At 68.2% G+C, this 23,200-nt stretch carries 8 protein-coding genes; 6 read left to right on the forward strand and 2 right to left on the reverse strand.

The window, feature by feature from the left end; translation table 11 throughout:
- The first annotated feature begins 130 nt into the window (after positions 1-130).
- The gene (kynU, locus tag WMF12_RS10020; RefSeq protein ID WP_437873843.1) at positions 131-1,393 is read left to right on the forward strand and encodes a kynureninase; all 1,263 of its coding nucleotides are present in this window, start codon (positions 131-133) and stop codon (positions 1,391-1,393) included.
- Between the two features lie 183 nt (positions 1,394-1,576).
- Complete coding sequence (locus WMF12_RS10025) at positions 1,577-2,071, forward strand: hypothetical protein (protein WP_437870324.1); 495 nt, start codon at positions 1,577-1,579, stop codon at positions 2,069-2,071.
- A 109-nt stretch (positions 2,072-2,180) separates the two neighbouring features.
- Here WMF12_RS10025 and WMF12_RS10030 read toward each other — a convergent pair whose 3' ends face one another.
- Positions 2,181-3,026: a class I SAM-dependent methyltransferase gene (locus tag WMF12_RS10030; protein WP_437873844.1), complete on the reverse strand. Its 846-nt coding sequence runs from the start codon at positions 3,024-3,026 to the stop codon at positions 2,181-2,183.
- 73 nt (positions 3,027-3,099) lie between these two features.
- Between WMF12_RS10030 and WMF12_RS10035 the strand changes: the two genes are divergently transcribed.
- On the forward strand, positions 3,100-3,540 hold the full coding sequence (locus WMF12_RS10035) for a helix-turn-helix domain-containing protein (RefSeq protein ID WP_437870326.1): 441 nt from the start codon (positions 3,100-3,102) through the stop codon (positions 3,538-3,540).
- Between the two features lie 28 nt (positions 3,541-3,568).
- Here WMF12_RS10035 and WMF12_RS10040 read toward each other — a convergent pair whose 3' ends face one another.
- Positions 3,569-4,633, reverse strand: a complete 1,065-nt coding sequence (locus WMF12_RS10040; RefSeq protein ID WP_437870328.1) for a DUF2252 family protein — start codon at positions 4,631-4,633, stop codon at positions 3,569-3,571.
- A gap of 649 nt (positions 4,634-5,282) precedes the next feature.
- Here WMF12_RS10040 and WMF12_RS10045 point away from each other — a divergent pair.
- From WMF12_RS10045 to WMF12_RS10055, 3 genes are all read left to right on the forward strand, one after another.
- Positions 5,283-7,652, forward strand: a complete 2,370-nt coding sequence (locus tag WMF12_RS10045; RefSeq protein WP_437870330.1) for a WD40 repeat domain-containing protein — start codon at positions 5,283-5,285, stop codon at positions 7,650-7,652.
- A gap of 728 nt (positions 7,653-8,380) precedes the next feature.
- Positions 8,381-17,968 (forward strand): amino acid adenylation domain-containing protein, encoded by a 9,588-nt coding sequence (locus WMF12_RS10050; protein WP_437870336.1) that lies wholly within the window; start codon positions 8,381-8,383, stop codon positions 17,966-17,968.
- A gap of 19 nt (positions 17,969-17,987) precedes the next feature.
- Positions 17,988-23,024, forward strand: a complete 5,037-nt coding sequence (locus tag WMF12_RS10055; RefSeq protein WP_437870340.1) for a beta-ketoacyl synthase N-terminal-like domain-containing protein — start codon at positions 17,988-17,990, stop codon at positions 23,022-23,024.
- Positions 23,025-23,200: the final 176 nt, after the last annotated feature.

The following is a 23,200-nucleotide window of genomic DNA, read 5'->3' on the forward strand; positions in this document are numbered from 1 at the left end:
TCGGCGAACGGTAGTTTCGCGACCACGGACGGATCGCCCTGCCGCTCCAACTGGCCACCTGGGCGCCAGTCCGGTCCGTGCCATGCTGCGCAACCCTGCCCCGCGGAACCGAAGGACGCCTGACATGAGCCTGCGAACCACCCGCGACACCTGCCTTGCCCGCGATGCAAGCGACCCGCTGCGCCACCTGCGTGACGAGTTCGCGCTACCGGGCGATGTGATCTACCTGGACGGCAACTCGCTGGGCGCCCTCCCCAAGGCGTCGCTGGCCCGTGTCAGGGAAGTGATCGAAGCGGAATGGGGTGACGGCTTGATCCGTAGCTGGAACACGGCCGGCTGGGTGCACCTGTCCCGCCGCCTGGGCGACCTCCTGGCGCCGCTGATCGGCGCCGGCAGCGGCGAAGTGGTGGTCACCGACACCACGTCCATCAACCTGTTCAAGGTGCTGGCCACCGCCCTGCGCCATCAGCAGAGCACCGCGCCCGAGCGCCGGGTGCTCGTGTCGGAACGCGACAATTTCCCTACCGACCTGTACATCGCCGAGGGCCTGACCGAGCTGCTGAAGATGGGCGGCGCAGCCTACGAGTTACGCCTGATCGACTCGCCCAAGGAATTGCCGCAGGCGATCAGCGGCGACGTGGCGGTGCTGATGCTCACCCACGTCAACTACAAGTCCGGCTACATGCACGACATGGCCGCCGTCACGGCGCTCGCGCACGCAGCCGGCGCGCTGACCGTGTGGGACCTGGCGCATTCCGCGGGCGCCGTGCCGGTGGACCTCCACGGCGCCCGGGCCGACTTCGCCGTCGGCTGCACCTATAAGTACCTGAACGGCGGACCCGGCGCGCCGGCCTTCCTGTGGGTGGCGCCGCGTCATCAGAGCCGCTTCGGGCAGCCGCTGTCCGGCTGGTTCGGCCATGCCCGGCAGTTCGCGATGGAACCCGCCTACACCCCCGCCGACGGCATCGGCCGCTTCCTGTGCGGCACCCAGCCGATCACGGCGCTTTCGCTGGTGGAGTGCGGGCTTGCCATCTTCCGCCATACCGACATGGCCGCGCTGCGCGCCAAGTCGCTGGCGCTGACGGAGCTGTTCATCCAGCTGGTGGAAGCCCGCTGCGGCCAGCATCCGCTCACCCTGGTCACCCCGCGCGACGCCGCCCGCCGCGGCAGCCAGGTCAGCTTCGAGCACCCGCAGGGCTACGCGGTGATGCAGGCGCTGATCGCCCGTGGCGTGATCGGCGACTACCGGGAGCCGCGCATCATGCGCTTCGGCTTCACCCCGCTGTATACCCGCTTCGTCGACGTCTGGGATGCGGTGGAAGCGATGCGCGACCTTCTGGAGAGCGGCGCCTGGGACAAGCCGGAATTCCACCGGCGCGGCGCGGTGACCTGATCCGCCCGTAGCCTGGACGAGGAGCGGCCAGGGACGCGTTGGCTCGGCGCTCGCAGCCCTCTGCGATCGGGTAGAATGGGAGGTTCTGAATCGGGCACTCTCGGGCTGCGGGCGAGACAACTCTGAGGAGCACTGCTCATGGGCAAAACGGCCAAACTGTTTTCGGTTCCGAAAGAGCGGCAGATGGAGGCGCTCTGCGCGCGCAGCGCCGAGATACGCGACGAGTTTCGAGCGTGCTTCTCCGTGTCGCCCGGACACCCGAAGACGCACGAGGAGCCGCGAGAGGCCGAAGCGCCCCATTTCGACGGGCTCTGGGTCTTCGGGGATGGGCCCGGGGTTGTGGTGGACGACACCGGCGCGCACGTCGAAGCCGAGCTCCTCTGCAATCGCGCGCTCGGGGAGCGCTCCTACGTGCAGTACGAGGTCCGCATCGAAGCGCTCGATCTTCGGTACAAGGGCGACTACGCGCCGTATTACAGGAATCGCGGCAGAATCCTGAAGCACATCGGAAAGCGCCTCGAGCTCTTCTGCGCGTACTCGCTGCTCGAGCTCCACGAGCTGGTGCAGCGCCGCGGGGTCGAGGACACGACGCTCGGCGCGCTCTTCTCACCCAGGCACGTGAAGGCCATGTTCGCGGCGTTTCGCGTGCCGATCCGCTTCACCGGCGATCTTGGTTGAGGTGCGGCCCGGCGCCTCGCGACGCGCGGCATGTCGGTCTCGGCCCGTCGCCGGGCGCGGCGCGCCGGGCGACGGCTCGTCATCGACCGGCTGCTCTGGCAGGATTTCTCTAGGCGCGCGCGCTCACGAGCCAGCAGGCTGCGGTGAAGCGGGCCGCGCCCTCCTGGACGTACGCGTCGAAGGCAGCGCGAACCGCCTGGGCCGTCCGGGCGCGCGTCGGCTCGTCCGCGTCCCGCAGCGCCTGACCCACCGGTCCGAGCCTGGTGACGTAGGCGAGCAGGTCCTTCTCCGCGACGCCGCTCGGCACGTCGATCGGGCGAATGTCGACGTCGGTCCAGCCGCTCGCGTCCAGGATCCGCTGCACCCGCTCTCTGTCCGCGAAGGCGAACGGGCCGGGTGCGTCGGGGTCCGGGACGCGCAAGCTCGGCAGGAGCGGGGCCGCAGCGCGCGCGGCCTCGGTCATGAACGGATTCTCGTCCGCGCTGCGCCATGCCACGAACGAGAGCTTCGCCTTGCGCCGGGCGGCGCGCCGGATGTTGGCGAACGCCGCCGCGGGATCGTCGAAGAACATCACGCCGAAGCGCGAGATCACCGCGTCGAACGTGCCCTGCTCGAACGCATGGGTCTGCGCGTCCGCCTGGACGAACGCGGCGGACGCCAGCCCCTCGGCGGCGGCGCGTGCCCTGGCGGCCGCCACGAGCGGCCCGGAGATATCCACGCCGAGGCAGAGGCCCGCTGGCCCGAGGCGCCGGGCCATCGCGAGGGACGTGGCGCCCGCGCCGCAGCCGACGTCGAGGACGCGCCCGCCGTCGCCGGGGAAGCCCTGGTCGATGAGCGGCGCCGCGAGCGGCGCCAGCATGCCATCGAGCACTTCCTGCAATTCCACCCAGGTGCGCCCGCTGGCCTCGTTCCACAGCGTGGCCTGGTCGCGATTCGGCTGATGGGCTTCTGACATAGGTGTCTCCTTGGGTTTGCAGTCGGAACTCATGTGCCGTAGTCTGCAAGTTCAAGTCAACTTGAGGTCAAGCGTGAAGCAGCTGGACATCGCGGAGGTGGCTCGGCGCTCCGGCGTGCCCGCCTCCACCCTGCGGTTTTACGAGGAGAAGGGGCTGATCGCGTCCACCGGGCGGCGGGGCTTGCGGCGCCTGTTCGACCCCGGGGTGCTGGAGCGCCTGGCGCTGATCGCGCTCGGCCAGGTGGCGGGGTTCTCGCTGGACGAGATCGCCCGGATGTTCTCGCCCGACGGCCGGCCGCGCATCGAGCGAGAGCGGCTGACGGCCAAGGCCGAGGAGCTGGACCGGACCATCCAGCGCCTGGTCGCCCTGCGCGACGGCCTGCGCCACGCGGCGGCGTGCTCCGCGCCGAGCCACATGGAGTGTCCGCGCTTTCGCAGCATCGTCCGGCTCGCCGGCGCGGGCCGTCTCGAGCCGCTCGTGCAGGAGGCTCCCCGGCGGCGGCGGTCCGCCTGAGTCCAGCCGGATCCCGTCTGCGCGCCGGTCAGAAGCTGGCGCAGAAGCTCGCGTAATCCAGCGCCACCTGGTCAGCGTAGTCGAGCGCGATCGCGCGGACCTTGGCGCGGAATCCTGCGTGATCCCCGTCGGTGAGCGCGTCGATCTCCCCGTCGACCGAGTCCGGGAACACCGCCGCGTCCCAGTCCTCGTCGGCGCGCGCGTGCTGCGTCGCCAGGATCTCGCCCCACTGCTCTGCGAGGTGGGTGAAGCGGGTCATCGTCGCCACGCCCTTCACCGCGAAGTAGGCGGCCGGCAGCCCGGCGCCGCCGCCGCTCAGGGTGGCGCGATAGGCCGACATGTGGCCCCGGACGTCGGTGTCGACGGCCGCGGTCACCGGGGCGAGATCCGGGTTGCCCCCCGTGTCGAGCGTGCGGACGACGCCGACCTTGATCGTGAAATCATCGAGCATCTCGGCCCGGCTGTTCGACGCCTCGACGTCGTCGAGGAAGTCGTCGAGCAGGCCATAGGTGTCGCTCGCCGTGAACTTCCGTGTGGTCTCCTGGCTGTTCCCGGCGTAGCTCGCGATCGCGTCGAGGTACGCCTCGGTGAACGCGTCGAGGAGCGAGCTCTGGTCGGCGAGGCTGTAGCCGCCGTTCTCGCGCGCGACCAGGGCGAGGCTCGCGGCGAGCCGCCAGACGTCGAGCTGGTAGTCGCCGATGACCGCCTCGTCGAAGTCGTTGGCGGCATAAACGACGTCGGCCTGGTCGTCATCGAACGAGCCCATGTTGTTGACGTGCATGTCGCCGCCCAGCCACGTCCTGGTGGAGCTCGCGCCGCCATACGTGACGAGCTGGGGCGAGCTGCCGAGATCCTTCCAGTAAAGGTGGTTCGAGCCGCGGAAGAACGTGAACGGGGACGCCTTCATTTCGGCGTATTTCTCGGACCGAGCGCTCGAGGACAGGCCCGCGTTGGCGCTCGTGATCTCGGCGACGACATAACTCGTGCGGCTCGAGGCCGCCGAGCCGGGGGCGGCGGTGAGGGCGATGGCGGAGAAGGCGGCGGCGGCGCAGCCGCGGCGGGTGACGAGCGCTGGAATCGACGGTCTGGACATGGGCTTGCTCCCGGGGGCGATCGTGGCGTCGTACGTCGAGCGCGGACCGCACAGCAAGCGCCCGCGCCGGATGACACGAGCGCGATGCAGCGTCGTCATGCGACCACCGAGGGAGGGACATCGGTGGTTTCTGGCAGCAGCGGCGACCGGCGCACGCCGCGCCCGGCCTGTGCCTCCCGCCGGTCGTTCCATCTTTCCAGCAGGGCGGGGGAATTCCCCCTTCACCCAACACAGAGCGCCGGCAGGCGGTCGGGACCCCTCGCGTCGCAAGGCGGTGCGTGCGCAGCAGTGCCAGACCTCTGCTCGGCGGAGCGCGGGGCGCTCCCCGGGGTGGCGGAACCGGGGCGCGTACCAGGTTGCGTCCTGCTACCGTCGTGCTCGAGGCGAGCGACGGCAGGAACGGGAGCGGGAAGAGGCCAAGTTGACGCAGGGAGTGGAAGAGGTGCGGCGGGCGGCCCAGGAGCGTGTGTCGCGGCGGAGGCTGGTGGCGATTGCGGCCGTTGCAGCCGCGGTGGTGATGGCGACGATCCTCGTCTGGGCGCTGGAGCAGCGGGGCGCGGCATGGAGTGCGGAAGCTGCCGCGCGAAGGGCGGAGGATGCGCAGCGAGAGGCGGCGGCCCAGGCGGCGCTAGCGCGAGCTTCCTCGCTGATGGCCGGCGCCCGTGAGCTCCTGGCGCGAAACCAGCCGGAGTCAGCGGTGCAGCTGCTGCTCGAGGTGAGGGACGCGGACGGCGTACGTGGCTGGACCGATCTGACACGCGATGTGCTGGCCTCGGCTCCTTCGATGCTCACGATGCGCGGCCATCGGGGCGACGTGTTGCTTGCTGACTTCAGCCCCGATGGGCGGCGCATCGTCACCGCCTCGAGCGACACGACGGCGCGGGTGTGGAACGCGGATGGCAGCGGCACGCCCACGGTGCTCCGGGGCCACGAGGGCTCGGTCGTGTTCGCGGCGTTCAGCGCCGACGGGCAGCGGGTGGTCACGGCCTCGAACGACAAGACGGCGCGGGTGTGGAACGCAGACGGCAGCGGTACGCCCGTGGTGCTCCGGGGCCATGAGGGCTCGGTTGTGCTCGCGGCGTTCAGCGCCGACGGGCAGCGGGTGGTCACGGCCTCGAACGACAAGACGGCGCGGGTGTGGAACGCAGACAGCAGCGGAGCGCCGGTGGTGCTCCGGGGTCACGAGGGCGCGGTGAGCTCCGCAGCCTTCAGCGCCGACGGGCAGCGGGTGGTCACGGCCTCGAACGACAAGACGGCGCGGGTGTGGAACGCAGACGGCAGCGGAGCGCCGGTGGTGCTACGGGGCCACGAGGGCGCGGTGAGCTCCGCAGCCTTCAGCGCCGACGGGCAGCGGGTGGTCACGGCCTCGCACGACAGGACGGCGCGGGTGTGGAACGCGGACGGCAGCGGAGCACCGCTGGTGCTCCGGGGCCACGAGGGCGAGGTGAACTCCGCGGAGTTCAGCGCTGACGGGCAGCGGGTGGTCACGGCCTCGAACGACAAGACGGCGCGGGTGTGGAACGCGGGGAGTGGCCCTGTTCACGCCGATGAGTCCGAGCACGCAGAAACCGGTTGCGACCACGACCATGGGAATGACGGAGGCACGCCTGTCGTGCTCCGCGGCCACGACGCAGGGGTCGGGTACGCGGCGTTCAGCGCCGATGGGCAGCGGGTGATCACCGCCTCGCACGACATGACGGCGCGGGTGTGGAACGCGGACGGCAGCGGCGTGCCCATCGTGCTCCGTGGCCACGACGCAGAGGTCGGGTACGCGGCGTTCAGCGCCGATGGGCAGCGGGTGATCACGGCCTCGCACGACAGGACGGCGCGGGTGTGGAGCGCGGACGGCAGCAGCATGCCTGTCGTGCTCCGGGGCCACGAGGCCCCGGTCTGGTCGGCGGCGTTCAGCATCGATGGGCAGCGGGTGGTCACGGCCTCGAACGACAAGACGGCGCGTGTGTGGAGCGCGGACGGCAGCAGCATGCCTGTCGTGCTCCGGGGCCACGAGGCCCCGGTCTGGTCGGCGGCGTTCAGCATCGATGGGCGGCGGGTGGTCACGGCCTCGCACGACAAGACGGCGCGTGTGTGGAATGCGGACGGCAGCGGCGCGCCCGTCGTGCTCCGGGGCCACGAGGCAGGGGTCGGTTTCGCGGCGTTCAGCATCGATGGGCAGCGGGTGGTCACGGCCTCGAACGACAAGACGGCGCGCGTGTGGAACGCCGACGGCAGCGGCGCGCCTGTCGTGCTCCGGGGCCACGAGGACTGGGTCAGATCCGCAGCGTTCAGCGCCGACGGGCAGCGGGTGATCACCATCTCGCACGACAGGACGGCGCGGGTGTGGAACGCCGACGGCAGCGGCACGCCCGTCGTGCTCCGGGGGCACGAGGCCCCGGTCTGGTCCGCGGCCCTCAGCGCCGACGGGCAGCGGGTGGTGACGGCCTCGCACGACAGGACGGCGCGGGTGTGGAACGCGGACGGCAGCGGCGCGCCCGTCGTGCTCCGGGGCCATGAGAGCTCGCTGCTCTCCGCGGCGTTCAGCGCCGATGGGCAGCGGGTGGTGACGGCCTCGCACGACAAGACGGCGCGGGTGTGGAACGCGGACGGCAGCGGCGCGCCCATCGTGCTCCGTGACCACGAGGCGGGGGTCAGCTTCGCGGCGTTCAGCGCCGACGGGCAGCGGGTGGTGACGGCCTCGCACGACAGGACGGCGCGGGTGTGGAACGCGGACGGCAGCGGCGCGCCCGTCGTGCTCCGGGGCCATGAGGGCTCGCTTCTCTCCGCGGCGTTCAGCGCCGACGGGCAGCGCGTGGTCACCGCTTCGGACAAGGCGGCTCGGGTGTGGGCGATCTCTGCCCAGGCTCTTCGGCAGGCCCTTCGCGCCGCCACCAGAGACTGCATTTCTCCTGAAATGCGCAGAACCTACCTCAATGAGAGCGATGAAGACGCCCGTCGGGGCTACGAGTCCTGCGAGCGCTCGTATGGCCGCGTCCCGTTCTACGCAGACGTTGACCTGCCGTGAGCCGAAAAGGCGCCTCCTCGACATCGATACTGACAGTGCGCGGAGTCGGGCGAGGCCGAGCGACGGACTTCACGACCTGACGTTCAGGCCTGGCTCTCGACTCGGGAGCTGTCCTGCCCTACCTGCCCCTACTTCGGCGCATGGGGCATGTTTCCTGAAGTTATGAGGGTGGCGCACGACCCTCTACGGTGATCCACAACACTCTACGGCCCTCTGAAGCACGTCTACGGTGGTCGCACAGTGGTCATTGCGGCGTGACCGTGCTGCCCCTGAGCTTCGCCCGTATTCGCTGCGGTCGTGTGTCCAGAATCACCTTGTCGCTGTTCGCTGAATGACGAGGACGAGCACGCTCCCCTCGTCTCCGACGCGGCGCGGCGCGGCGCGACAAGCGCCCCACACCACATCCACCCACTTGCGCGGAATCTTCAAGAAGTTCCGTCCCTTGTGCCGCTGCACTGTGGTATCCTGGTGGTCGCTTCCACGAAGTCTTCGGTCAAGGGCGGGAATGGGTTTCGCACGGCATCCAGAGTATCATGCTCGCCAGAGGGTATGGTGACGACGTCGGCCAGCCCCGATAGCCGCGAGCGTGTCCGACGCAACATGGCGCGGTTTGATGCCGCGGGTGTTCACGCCTGCTGACACGCAGGCGCACTGGCGAGCGCCCAGACCGCCCCTGACGCGTTCGAGTTTCCCTCACAGTTGGTGCGGACATCGATGAAGGGAGGCGTATGAGCGACGAGCGCAACCACCATTCCATCCATGAGGTCTTTGAGAACCAGGTGGAGCGCACACCCCACGCCGTAGCTGTGGTCTTCGGGAATGAATGCGTCACATACCATCAGCTCGATCGCAAGGCCAATCAACTCGCGCGGTACTTGCAGAGCCTGGGTGTCGGCGCGGACATCCCGGTCGCTGTCTGCCTCGAGCGATCCATCGAGATGATCGTGGCGCTCCTCGGTGTGCTCAAGGCCGGGGGCGCCTATGTCCCGCTGGACCCGAGCCACCCGAAGCACCGCCTCTCCCTCATCGTGGAGGACACGGGGGCGTCGGTCGTCCTGACCCAAGAGCGCCTCCTCCAAGGGAGCGTCGGCCGCCTGGCAGGCCGACTCGTCCGTCTGGACACAGATTGGGAGACAATCGCACAGGAGAGCACCGAGAGACCAGGGATCGATGTCTCGCCGGGCGACCTCGCCTATGTGATGTACACGTCGGGGTCGACGGGTCAGCCGAAGGGCGTCATGGTCCTACATCAAGGGGTCGTCCGACTCTGCCGAGGCCCCGACTACGTGACGCTCACCGCGGAGGACGTGTTCCTCGCGCTCGCTCCCCTCTCGTTCGACGCTTCGACCTTTGAGATCTGGGGTTGCCTCTTGAACGGCGGGCGGCTCGTCGTCATGCCTCCTCACCAGCCGTCCCTCGAGGAGCTGGGGCAGGCGCTTCGGTGCCATGGCGTGACGACGCTATGGCTGACCGCCGGCCTGTTCCATTTGATGGTCGACGAGCGGCTCGAGGATCTCCGCGGCCTGCGCCAGCTGCTCGCCGGCGGCGATGTGCTCTCCGTGCCCCACGTCCGACGCGCCGCCGCGGCGCTCGATGGGTGCCGGATCATCAACGGCTATGGCCCGACAGAGAACACGACGTTCACGTGCTGCTATACGATCGGTGACCTCGCCGGCGTGGGGGACTCCGTCCCTATTGGCTATCCAATCGCCGGCACGCAGGTCTATCTGCTGGACGAGCGCCTCGCTCCGGTTCCGGAAGGATCGCCCGGAGAGCTCTATGCGGGCGGGGCGGGCGTCGCGCGAGGATACCTGAACAGGCCTGACCTGACCGAGGCGCGCTTCATCCCGAGCCCGTTCAGCGATGATCCGAGCGACATGCTCTACAGGACGGGCGATCTGGCGCGCCGCCGGGAGGACGGCGCCATCGAGTTCCTCGGCCGAATCGATCAGCAGGTGAAGATCCGTGGCTATCGGATCGAGCCGGGCGAGGTCGAGGCGGTCCTCCGGCGGCACCCCGCCGTCAAGGAAGCCGTCGTCATCGCCCGCGAGGACGGGCCCGACCCGAGGCGCCTCGTCGCGTACGTCGTCGAGAACCTGCACCCCGAGACATGGAAGGACGATGAGCCCCGCGGCCTGGACGGCGAGGTTGTGTCGCAATGGCAGGCGCTCTACGAGGACACATATACAGTCGACGACGAGTCGCGGGATCCGGCGTTCGATACCGTCGGCTGGAACAGCAGTTATACGGGCCTGCCGATAGCCGAGGAACAGATGAGGGAGTTCGTGGACGGGACGGTGTCTCGGATCCTCGCCACGAAGCCCTCGCGCGTGCTCGAGATCGGTTGCGGGACGGGCCTGCTCCTCTTGCGGCTCGCTCCCGCGTGCACCAGGTATACAGGCACCGATTTCTCTCGGAGCGTGCTCTCCCGCCTCCGCGAGCGGCTCAACGCGGGAGGCAGGGCGCCCTCGCTGCCGCACGTGACTCTCGATCACAGAGGCGCCGATGATTTTGCCGGCATCGAGCCGGCGTCGATGGACACTGTTATCCTCAACTCGGTCTCTCAGTATTTCCCGAGTATCGAATATTTCTTGCGTGTCATCGAGGGGGCCGTCGCGGCTGTGGCGCCGGGCGGCCGTGTCTTCATCGGGGACGTGCGGAGTCTCCCGCTGCTCTCTGCCTATCACGCGTCCGTGCAGCTCTACCAGGCGCCCGACGCGCTCTCCCGCAAAGACCTCGCCGAGCGCGTGTGGTCGCGCGCGGAGCGGGAAGAGGAGCTGCTCGTCAGCCCCGAGCTCTTCGACGCGATCCAGGCGAGGCTCCCACAGGTGAGCGGCGTGCGCATCCTGAACAAGCGCGGGCGCCACCACAATGAAATAACGATGTTCCGCTACGACGCCATCATCGAGGTGGGGAGCGCGTCGAACCCCCTCTCGGACGTGATGTGGATGGACGCATCGGAGCCGGAGCTGTCGCTGCCGGAGATGCGCCAGGCGCTGGGCAGCGGCGCGCCGGATACGGTGGGCTTTTGCCGGCTCCCGGATCAGCGCGTCGCGGCGGCGATGAAGACGGTGGAATGGCTCGCGAGCGCTGGCGATGGCAGCGTCGAGACGGCCGGAGAGCATCGCCTCGCTCTGAAGAGCCAGCCGGCCTGCGGGGTGGATCCTGAAGAGCTATGGGAGCTCGCGGCAGAGCTCGGCTACGACGTGCATACCCTCCGAACGACGCCCGGCGCGCCAGGTCTCATCGATGTCGTGTTCCGGCGCATAGGTGCCGCGGCGACGCGCTCGGCGAGCGCGCGGGCCAGGAGCGAGCCTCCGCGTTCTCGGAGGCATTGGCGAACCTACGGCAACAGTCCGCTCCGGGGGATGATCGCCGGCAAGCTCGTCGCGCGGCTCCGCGACTTCCTGCAGCAGAAGCTGCCCGACTTCATGATACCTTCCGAGTTCGTTCTCATGAACGCGCTCCCGCTCACGGCGAACGGAAAGGTCGATCGCCGCGCGCTGCCCGCTCCAAACCGGAGCACGTCCGCGCTCGCACAGGGCTTCATCGCGCCCCGCACGCCTGTTGAAGAGGTGTTGAGCGGCATCTTCGCTGAGGTGTTCGGGCTCGCGCGCGTGGGTATTCACGACGACTTTTTCGAGCTCGGCGGCCACTCGCTCCTGGCGGTTCAGATCATCTCCCGCGTCCGCGCCGCGCTTCAGGTGGATCTGCCGCTCCGCTCCTTGCTCGACGAGCCGACCGTCGCTCGGTTCGCGAAGCGCGTGGAGGCGCGCACCTCCGACGAGAGCAGGTCGAAGCCTCCCCCGGTCACGAGCGCGTCGCGGGACGAGGACCTTCCGCTCTCCTTCTCCCAGCAGCAGATGTGGCTCCTTGCCGAGCTCGAGCCGAACGCACCCGTCTATAATGACCCGTTCACCCTTCGAATGCCGGGCCATGTCGACACGTCCGCTCTGTCCTCGAGCCTCCGCGAGATAATCCGGCGCCACGAGGCGTGGCGGACCACGTATGCGCTCAAGGAAGGACGACCGGTTCAGGTCATTCACGACGATGTGGCGTTCACCCTCTCCCAGATCGACCTCCGGAGCCTCCCCGAGGGCGAGCGGGAGGGCAAGGCGCGAACGCTCGCGACCGAGGAGCTCAGGCGTCCGTTCGATCTCGCGAAGGGGCCGCTGATCCGCGCGACCCTGATGCGCCTGGGAGAGGCTGACCACAGGCTCTACCTGGCGCTGCACCATATCCTCTATGACGGCGTCTCGCTCTATAACGCTTTCTTGGCAGAGCTCCGGGTGCTCTATGCGGCGTTCGCCGCAGGCGTGGTCTCACCGCTCCCACCTCTCCACCTGCAATACGCCGACTTTGCCGCCTGGCAGCGGCAATGGCTGCGCGGGGAGGGTCTCCTTCGCCAGGCGGAATACTGGAGGCGAAAACTGGCCGGCGTCGCCAAGCTCAGCCTCCCCGCCAATCGGCCGCGCCCCGCGATCGGCACATTCCGAGGCGCGCGCCATTACTTCTCGCTGTCAAAGGAGCTGACCGAGGCGCTGAAGGCGCTCTCGCGCCGCGCGGGCGCGACGCTCTTCATGACGCTCCTCGCGGCGTACAAGGCCCTCCTCTTCCGCTATACGGGGCAGGAAGACATCCCCGTCGCGACGGTCGTCTCGGATCATGGCCGGCCGGATCTTCGCTCGCTGATCGGATGCTTCGTCAACACGCTCGTTTTGCGTACCAGCGTTTCCGGTAGCTTGACGTTCCGGGGACTGCTCGATCAGGTGCGCGAGGTGACGCTCGGGGCGTACGCCAACCAGGAGTTGCCGTTCGAGGAGCTCGTGAGAGAGCTCTCGCCGGAGCGGAGCCTCGGGCAGAACCCCCTCTTCCAGGTCATGTTCCTTCTCGATCCTCCCATGCCCGTCATGGACTCGGGGTGGACGATGACACGCATGGACATCGATAACGGGACCTCGCGCTGCGATCTATCCCTCGAGCTCGACGAGAGGCCGGAGGGCCTCGTCGGGCTCCTTGAATACAGCATCGATCTCTTCGACGCCGATACGATCGCGAGGATGGCGGACCATTATCGGATCCTCCTGGAGGGGATCACCGCCGCGCCCGAACGGAAGATAGAGCAGCTGCCGATCTTGACGGACGTCGAGCGGAGGAGCCTCCTCGCGGCGCCCATCGCTTTGCCGGATCTCGCGCCAGGGCCGTGCATCCATCGCCTCTTCGAGGCGCACGCGGAGAGCTCGCCCGACGCCGTCGCGCTCCGGTGTAACGGCGCGGAGATGACCTATGACGAGCTGAATCGGCGCGCGAACAGGCTCGCGCGCCGCCTCCGAGCGCTCGGCGTGGGGCCGGAGGTCCTCGTCGCGCTATGCCTGGAGCGCTCGCTCGATATGGTCGTCGCACTCCTCGGCGTCCTCAAGGCGGGCGGCGCCTATGTGCCGCTCGATCCGGCGTATCCGCCGGATCGCCTCGCTTTCATGCTCGACGACGCGAAGGTGCCCGTCCTGATAACGCAGGAGGCGCTCCTCGGCTCGCTCCCGCCGCACGGCGCTCGCACGTTGTGCATTGACGCGGGCTGGGCCGCCGCGCCGAAGGCGGACGAAGATAACCTCGAAGGCGGGGCGTCCGCCTTCGATGCGGCCTACGTGATCTACACGTCCGGCTCGACCGGGAGGCCCAAGGGCGTCGTCGTCAGTCACGCGAATGTGACGCGGTTGTTCAGCTCGACGCGGTCGTGGTCCCGCTTCGACGAGCGCGACGTCTGGACGCTCTTCCACTCCTATGCCTTCGACTTCTCGGTATGGGAGATGTGGGGTGCGCTCCTCCACGGCGGGCGCCTCGTGGTCGTCCCCTTCTGCGTGAGCCGCTCGCCCGAGGCGTTCTACGAGCTCCTCGCTGCGGAGGGCGTGACCGTGCTCAACCAGACGCCATCCGCGTTCCGCCAGCTCATCCTGGCGGAGGAGGCGTCCTGCGGCGCCCGAGAGCTCGCTCTCCGCCTGGTCATCTTCGGCGGAGAGGCGCTCGAGCTCCAGAGCCTCCGGCCCTGGTTCGACCGGCACGGCGACTCGCGGCCGGCGCTCGTCAATATGTACGGCATCACGGAGACGACGGTGCACGTCACCTACCGCCCGCTGTCCTTGGCCGATCTCGATAACCCTGGGAGTGTGATCGGCGCTCCGATCCCGGACTTGTCGATCTACATTCTCGACGAGGCCATGCAGCCTGTGCCCCTCGGCGTCCCGGGTGAGATGTACGTCGGAGGCGCCGGCGTCTCGCGCGGCTATCTCAACCGGCCGGAGCTCACCCGTGAGCGGTTCATCGTTGATCCGTTCCGTACGGGTACCTCCGCTCGCCTTTACAAAACGGGCGACCTCGCGCGCCGGAGGCCCGACGGCGAACTCGAATACCTCGGCCGCATCGACCATCAGGTGAAGATCAGGGGCTTCCGCATCGAGCTCGGCGAGATCGAGGCCGCCCTCGCGCAGCACCCCTCCGTGCGCGAGGTCGTCGTCATCGCGCTAGGCGATACCCACGGTGATAAAAACCTCGTCGCTTATGTCGTGGACCATCGCAGCTCCGGCCCTCACGCGCCGAGCTCCGAGGGGACGCTTCGGCGCGGACTCTCCGCGGAGCTGCGCGGCTTCCTGAAGAGCCGCCTCCCCGATTACATGGTGCCGTCGAGCTTCGTTCTGCTCGATGTGATGCCGCTCACGTCGAACGGCAAGGTCGACCGTCGCGCGCTCCCCGCGCCTGACAGGACGAGGTCCGACCTCGATCCGGGCTTCGTCGCGCCTCACACGCCCATGGAAGCGGCGCTCGCGGCTCTGTGGGCCGACGCGCTCGGGCTTCTGGCTGTCGGCGCTTCGGATAACTTCTTCGAGCTCGGCGGGCACTCTATCCTGGCCACCCGGATCCTTTCGAGGGTGCGGGATCGGTTCCAGGTGAACCTCCCGCTCCGGGCCCTGTTCGAGGCGCCGACGATCGTTGAAATGGCCAAGATCATCGAGGCGCGCCGCGGCGAGGAGGCGGGCCGAGAGGCCGCGCCCGTGGTGCCGGTCCCGCGGGGTCGGAGCTTCCCGCTGTCCTCCGCGCAGCGAAGGCTCTGGTTCCTCGCGAGGCTCGATCCAAGCTCGCCCGTGTATAACGAGCCTGCCACCCTCCACATCAAAGGTGCGCTCGACGTGGAGGCGCTCGAGCGCAGCCTGAACGAGATCATCCGACGCCACGAGGCGTGGAGGACGACCTTCGGCGTCGAGGGCGGCGAGGCGGTGCAGATCATCCACCCGGAGGCGACGATCGAGCTCCCGGTGATGGATCTTGCCGGCCTCACTCCCGACGAACGAGAGGCCGAGGCGCAGAGGATCGCCCTTCGAGATGCCCTGCGCCCATTTGATTTCATTACCGGCCCCATGCTGCGCGGCGTGCTCGTCAAGATGAGCGATGACGAGCACCGGCTTTACCTCACGCTACATCATATCATCGCGGACGCGGTCTCCGTGTACAGCGTATTCCTCCCCGAGCTCTCGGCGCTCTACTCGGCGTTCTCGACCGGGAGGCCCCCCACGCTCCCCGCCCTGCCCGTGCAGTATGCCGACTACGCTGTGTGGGAGCGGCAATGGCTGCGCGGAAGCGGGCTTGAAGCGCAGCTCGCGTGGTGGAAGCGGGAGCTCGGCGGCGAGCTCCCCGTGCTCGAGCTGGCCACGGATCGGCCGCGGCGGAAGGTCCAGTCGTCGCGCGGATCGAGGCACCTCATCGCCATTTCGAGCGATCTCACCCGCGCGCTCAAGGCGCTCGGGCAGCGCGAGGGCGCCACGCTCTTCATGACGCTGCTCACGGCGTTCAACATCCTCCTTTGCCGCACCTCAGGGCAAGAGGACATCCTCGTGGGTACCGTGACGGCGAGCCGCAGCCGGCCGGAGATCGAGAATCTGATAGGCTTCTTTCTCAATACGATCGTCTTGCGCACGAGCCTGCGCGGCGACCCGACCTTCCGCGAGCTCCTCGCGCGCGTGGCGGACGCGAGCCTCAGCGCGTATTCGAACCAGGACGTGCCGTTCGAGCGCTTGGTCGAGGAGCTCCAGCCGTCGCGGGCGCCCGGGCAGAACCCCCTCTTCCAGGTGGCTTTCGTCCTGGAGCCGCTCATGCCGACGCTCGCCACGGGTTGGAGCGTGAGCCAGCTCGAGGTGGACACGCTCACGGCCAAATTCGAGCTGACGCTCGAGCTCGACGAACGACCCGAGGGCCTCATCGGCCGCTTTGAGTACCGGACCGACCTGTTCGACGCCTCGACGATCGCTCGCATGGCCGACCATTTCGGCGTCCTGCTCGAGGGTATCGTCGCCGATCCGGATCGGCGCCTGTCCGAGCTGCCGATCATGACCGAGGCGGAGACTCGCCAGCTGGCATTGTGGAACGAGACGCTCGTGGACCGCTCGCGCGAGGTCTGCATTCATCATATGTTCGAGATGCAGGCGGCGCGCTCTCCGGACGCTATCGCGGTCGTATCGTATGAATCACGATCGCCCCAGGCGACGCTCACCTACGGCGAGCTGAACCGGCGCGCCAACCAGCTCGCCCACCATCTGCGAAGCCTGGGCGTCGGCCCCGAGGTGACGGTCGCGATATGCGCCGAGCGATCCCCCGAGCTCATCGTCGGGCTCCTCGGGATCCTGAAGGCGGGCGGCGCCTGCGTGCCTCTGGATCCATCGTTTCCCAGGGAGCGGACGGCCTTCACCCTGCGGGACGCTAGCGCGAGAGCCGTGCTCACGCAGAGGCACCTGGCCGACGCTCTCCCCGAGCACGCGGCGAACGTCGTCTGCCTCGACGACGGCTGGGCGGAGATCGAGGCTCATAGCGCGGAGGAACCGCCCGGCGAGGTCGCGCGGGACGCTCTCGCGTACATTATCTATACGTCCGGCTCGACAGGCCGGCCGAAGGGAGTGAAGATCGAGCACCGCGGCCTCATCAACTTCATCGCCTGGTATCGCCGGTTCTTCGGCCTCTCAGACTCTGACCGGGGCACGCTGGTCGCGGGGCCCGCGTTCGACGCCTCGATAGGGGAGATCTATCCATTCCTCGCCGCCGGAGCCAGCATCCATATCCCCGACGATCACACGCGCATCGCGCCCTCCGCGCTCCGCTCCTTTCTCGTGGCGAGCTCCATAACCGTCACCTTCCTGCCGACGCCGCTGGCCGAGAGCGTCCTCCCGCTCGAATGGCCGGCAGGCGGCGCGCTCCGCGCGATGGTGACCGGCGGCGACAGGCTACACGACTATCCCCCGCCGTCGCTGCCTTTCGCGCTCTTCAATGCGTACGGCCCGACGGAGAACTCCGTCTACAGCACGACGGGGCTCATCCCCTCGAAGCGGCGCACCGACGCCCCGCCGCCGCCGATCGGGAGGCCCATCGATAACATCCGCGTCTTTCTGCTCGACGGTCATCTGCGCCAGGTTCCCATCGGCGTCGTCGGCGAGGTCTATGTCGGCGGAGAGGGGCTCGCCCGGGGGTACCTCAATCACCCCGACCTCACCGCCGAGCGCTTCATCGAGAGCCCTCCCTGGGTAGAGCCGAGCGGTCGCCTGTACAAAACGGGCGATCTCGCGCGGTACCTGCCCGACGGGAACATCGAGTTTCTCGGCCGCATCGACGTTCAAGTCAAGATTCGAGGATTCCGCGTCGAGCTCGGGGAGATCGAGGCCATCCTCCGGCAGCACCGCGCGGTGAAGGAGGCCGTCGTCACGGTCCACGAGGACACGGTGCGCGAAAAACGCCTCGTGGTGTATCTCGTCCTCGCGGACGGCGAGGACGACGACGCCCCGCGAAGGCTCAAAGACCACCTCAAAGAGTACCTGCCCGAGCACATGATACCGGCGACCTTCGTCCGGATGAGCGAGCTGCCCATCAACCCGAGCGGCAAGATCGATCGCCGCGCGCTGCCTCCTCCAGAACCCGCGGAGCCGCGCGCGGCTTCGGACGGCGCTGGGCCGGCGACCGAGTTGGAGCGGCTCGTCGCGTCGATATGGCGCGATGTCCTCCGCGTCGACGAGGTCGGCCTCCACGCCAATTTCTTCGACCTTGGAGGCCACTCTCTGCGGCTAGCGCAGGTCCACGACAGGCTCGCGACCTCGCTCGGGCGAGATATTCCGATGGTCGATCTCTTCACCTACCCCACCGTGAGCGCTCTATCGAGGCACCTGGCCCAAACCTCGTGCGAGGCACATTGTTTCACGAACCTCCGCGAGCGGGTCATGCAGCAAAAAGCTGCGGCAAAGCGGCTCCGGCGGCCCCTGCGCAAGGAGGCAAAGGATCATGAGTAGAGACGTTGAACAGAGCCCAATGAATGATGGCATCGCCGTCATCGGAATGTCCGGTCGATTCCCGGGCGCGAACGACGTGGACGAGCTCTGGAGGAACGTGCGGGACGGGGTGGAGTCCATCTCGTTCTTTTCGGACGAGGAGCTCCTCGCGGCGGGGGTCGATGCCGCCTTGCTACGCGATCCGGGCTATGTAAGAGCGAAGGGCGTCCTCTCGGATATCGAGCTCTTCGACGCGGCTCTCTTCGGGGTGAGCCCGACGGAGGCGCAGATGATGGACCCACAACACCGCCTGTTCCTGGAGCACGCCTTCGAGGCGATGGAGAGCGCGGGCTACTCCGCGGAGAGGTACGGCGGCGCGACCGCCGTCTACGCCGGGTGCGGAGGGAGCAGCACGTATTTCCTCAAGAACATTCATGAGAACGCGGAGTTTCGCGGACGCGTGACGGAATACCAGCTCGTCCTCGCGAACGGCGGCGATTTCCTCGCGACCCGGGTCTCGTACAAACTGGGCCTCCGCGGGCCGAGCGTCGCGGTCCAGACCGCGTGCTCGACGTCCCTCGTCGCCGTCTGCATGGCCTGCCACAGCCTCTTGACCTATCAATGCGATATGGCGCTCGCCGGAGGAGCCGCGGTGAGCGTCCCGCAGCGGTCGGGGTATCTCTATCAGGAGGGGATGATCCTCTCCCCCGACGGGCACTGCCGTGCGTTCGACGCCAAAGCGCGCGGCACGGTGGGCGGGAGCGGCGTTGGGGTCGTCGTATTGAAGCGGCTCTCGGACGCGATCGACGCCGGCGATCACATCCACGCCGTGATCAAGGGTTCGGCCATCAACAACGATGGAGCCTCGAAGGTAGGCTACACGGCGCCGAGCGTGGAGGGCCAGGCCGAGGCCATCGCGCAGGCGATCGAGGCCGCGGAGGTCTCCCCGGAGACCATTGGCTACGTGGAGGCGCACGGCACGGGCACGGCCCTCGGAGATCCGATTGAAATTGCGGCGCTCACGAGGGCGTTCCGCGCGGGCACCCAGAGGAAGGGGTTCTGCGCCGTTGGCTCCTTGAAGCCGAACGTCGGCCACCTGGACGCGGCGGCCGGAGTGGCGGGCCTCATCAAAGCGATACAGGCGCTCAAGCATAAAGAGCTCCCGCCGATGCTTCATTTCGAGTCGCCGAACCCGGCGATCGACTTCGCGGCCAGCCCGTTCTATATCAACGCGAAGCTCTCGAGCTGGAGGGCCGGGCCCGCGCCGCGCAGGGCGGGCGTGAGCTCGTTCGGCATGGGCGGCACCAACGCGCACGTCGTCCTCGAGGAGGCTCCGCCCGCGGAGCCGTCGGGCGTGTCCAGGCCCTGGAAGCTGCTCGCGTTGTCAGCGATGACGGCCGACGCGCTCGAGAAGATGACGGCGAACCTCGGCGAGCGCCTGAAGCGGGATCCAGATCTCAATCTGGCCGACGCCGCCTATACGCTCTCGGTCGGCCGGAGGGCGTTCGCGTACAGGAGGGTTATTCTGTGCGAGGAGGCGGGCGACGCGGCGCTCTCCGTATCCACGCTGGATCCGGCCCGCGTCTTCTCGGGCCGGGAGGCGGCTTCGGCGCGGCCGGTCGTCTTCATGTTCCCTGGGCAGGGCGCGCAGCACGTGAGCATGGCGGTGGAGCTCTACCGCGACGAGGGCGCCTTCCGCGAGCAGATCGATCGATGCGCAGAGAGCCTCGCCCCTGCGCTCGGCCTCGACCTGCGGAGCGTGCTCTTTCCCAGCGAAGCGCAGGCGGAGAGCGCGGCGAGGAGGCTCGATCAGACCGCCATCACCCAGCCCGCGCTCGTGGCGATCGAGATCGCCCTGGCCCGGCTCTGGATGAGCTGGGGAGTGCGCCCCCAGGCGATGATCGGCCATAGCATCGGTGAATACGCGGCGGCGTGCGTCGCCGGCGTGCTCACCTTGGAGGACGCCCTCTCGCTCGCCGCCGCGCGAGGACGCATGATGCAGGAGCTGCCCGCTGGCGCCATGATCGCGGTCGCGCTCCCGGAGGCCGAGGCGCAGGCGCTCGCGACGGACGGTGTGTCCCTCGCCGCGGTGAACGGCCCCTCTCTCTCCGTCCTCTCGGGGCCTATGGGCGCCGTGGCGGAGCTCGAGAGGAGGCTCTCCGAGCGAGGCGTGGGCGCGCGGCGCCTGCGCACCTCCCACGCGTTCCATTCGTCGATGATGGATCCTGTCCTCGCGCCCTTTCTTGAACAGGTGAAGCGGCGGAGGCTCTCGGCGCCCGAGATCCCTTATCTCTCCAGTGTCACAGGCGCGTGGGTAACCGCGGAGGAGGCCACGGATCCGGGCTACTGGGCAAGACACCTCCGCCATACGGTGCGCTTCGCCGACGGGCTCTCGCGGCTCTTCAGCGATCCCACGCGGGCGCTGCTCGAGGTTGGCCCGGGCGCAACGTTGAGCAACCTCGCGAGGCGCCATCCAGGCGTGCCCCCGGGGCAAATCATCCAGAGCTCGCTCAGCTCGTCGGGCGCCTCCACGCAGGGCTCGGCGTACACCATGGAGGCGCTTGGAGCGCTGTGGGTCCAGGGAGTCCCTGTGGATTGGGAGGGTGTTTACCGCGGCGAGCGGCGCCGTCGAGTGCCATTGCCGACCTATGCTTTCCAGCGGCAGCGCTACTGGATTGACCCTCCGCGGGAGCGCCGCAGCGGCGCGGCAGCGGCGGCGCTCGTGCGGCCGACCATCGATATGGACGAGGAGGCCCCGGCTATCGATCGGCTGGAGACCTTTCTGGAGCAGGACGCGAAGCCGGAGGCGCTCCCGGCAGGGTTACGAGACCTGGCACACAGGATATGCGCCAGCCATGTCTGCGCCTTCCTCCGCGCAGGCGGCGTTGATACGAGCCGCGGCAGCAAGCACGACGGGCGGGATCTGTTGACGCGGCTCAGGATCACGCCACAGTATGAGAAATTCTTCGCGTTCTTCGTGAAGACACTGGCGGACGACGGGATCGTGGGCGTGAACGGTGACACGATCACGTTCTTGGTGAGCGAGCGCGACGTGCCGGCCCCGGCCGCGCTGACGGAGGAGCTCTGCTGTTTGTACCCCGATTTCCGGGGCGACTTCGAGCTCCTTGATTACTGCGTGAGCAGCTACGGGCGCGCCCTGTCGGGCGACATGAACCCCATTGAGGTGCTCCACCCCGATGGGGGCGCCGATCTCCTCTCGCCGATGATCAAGAATGGGCTCCGGTTCTCGCGCGCGCCCATGTACCAGGCCCTGACGAGGGAGGTGCTCTCCCACGTCCTGGAGAGGGCGGGGGGCCGCAGGCTGAAGATCCTCGAGCTAGGAGGCGGCGCTGGGCACCTGACCTGGCCGCTCATCCCCTGCCTGCGTGGGCGCGACATCGACTACACTTTCACTGACATCGGGAACTACTTCGTGGTCAACGCGAGGCGCCGGGCGGTCGAGCTGGGGATCGAGTTCATGCGCTTCGGCGTCCTCGACATCTCGACCGACGTGGCGAAGCAGGGGTACGAGCAGAGCAGCTACGATATCGTGCTGGCGTTCAACGTCGTCCACGCGACGAGGAGGCTCGACGAGTCGGTCGGGCACATCAAGGAGCTGCTCGCGCCCGGCGGTATAGCGCTCCTCCTCGAAGCCTCGCAGATCGAGCGGTGGCATACGATGATATGGGGGCTCGAGGAGGGGCTCTGGTATTTCGCCGATGAGGACATCAGGGCGCACTCCCCGTTACTTCACGCGGCGGGGTGGGAAGACGTCTTTCGGCGGCAGGGCTTCCGGGGCGTCCACGCCTATCCTAGGAGCAGCGAGAGGAGGATCGCCTCGGATTATGCCTTGATCGTCGCGCAGAAGCCCGTCGACGCGGCGCTCGCGGGCGCAGGTGCGCCGGCGGAGGCGCGAGGGGAGACCCCGAGCGGCCGTGGCGGCCAGGGCGGTGCGGGGGCCCTCTTCGCTCGGCGCTCGCTGAAGACGGCGTACGTCGCGCCCCGAACCGAGATGGAGCGCGCGATCGCCGAGGTCTGGCAGCATACGCTGGGCATTGATCGCGCAGGCGTTCACGATAACTTCTTCGAGCTCGGCGGGGACTCGCTCATCGCGATCCAGGTCATCTCGAGGCTGCGCCAATCTCTCCAGAAGCCGCTCGACCAACACAGCTTGCTGAAGTCGCCCACCATTGCGTCGCTCTCCGCGTCGCTCGAGGACGCGAGCACGTCGCCCGGGCCGACCTCCCGCGCGACGCGCGAGCTCCCCAAAAACCTCGTCGAGCTCCGGCGCGGCGGCACGAAGCCGCCGCTCTTCCTCGTGCACCCCGCCGGCGGGCACGTCTATATCTATCGTGAGCTAGCTCTGCACCTCCCGCCGGATCAGCCTGTCTACGGCGTTCAGGCGTCGGGCCTCGACGGGGCGTCGGTCCCCCTCTTCACCGTGGAGGAGATGGCGGCGCGCTATGTCGACGCGGTCCGCGCGCTCGACCCCAAGGGGCCGTATTACCTGGGTGGCTCGTCGTTCGGCGGCGTCGTGGCGTTCGAAATGGCCCAGGTGCTCCACGGCCTGGGCCGCGATGTGGCGCTCCTCGCTCTCCTCGACGCCGGCGGGCCGGGCCATTTGCCATCCCCAGACATGGAAGAGGATGAAGTGGCCATTCTATCCTACTTCCTCGGCGCAGGTGCGAAGCTCACGGTCTCGCCGGACGATCTGAGGCGGCTCGATCCGGACGAACGCATGCGTTACTTCCTCGAGCACGGCCGTCACGCTGTCCGATTGCCGCCGGACTTCGGCGTCGACGAGCTTCGACCGTTTTTGGACCTCTTCAAGATGAACGTGAAGGCGATGAGGGCCTACGCTCCGAGGCCGTATTCGGGACGCATCAACTTTTTCCGCGCTCGCGAGCGCGACTCGGTGACCCCCAACACCCCGGAGCTCGCGTGGATCGATCTCACCTCTGGGGGGGTCGATATCCATGATGCGGAAGGAAACCACATCACCATGCATTTTGCGCCGCACGTCGCACCCCTCGCCAAGCGGCTGACGGCGTGCCTCGATCAGGCGTCCCGGGTGTGATGACGCCGACGATGTCCACTGTGGAAAGCTATTGGCTCCCCGGTCGGGGAGCCGAAATCGCTGAGGAATGATATCTGGCGCACAAAATCGTCGCAGCCGCAAACCTCTGTTGACAGTGGTCTCGTGTTGCGCCTAATAGTCTATGTCGAACCATAGGCGTGATTTGTGAATGCACA

The sequence above is a fragment of the Sorangium sp. So ce363 genome (assembly GCF_051520435.1).
GTDB classification, from domain to species: Bacteria; Myxococcota_A; Polyangia; order Polyangiales; family Polyangiaceae; genus Sorangium; species Sorangium cellulosum_B.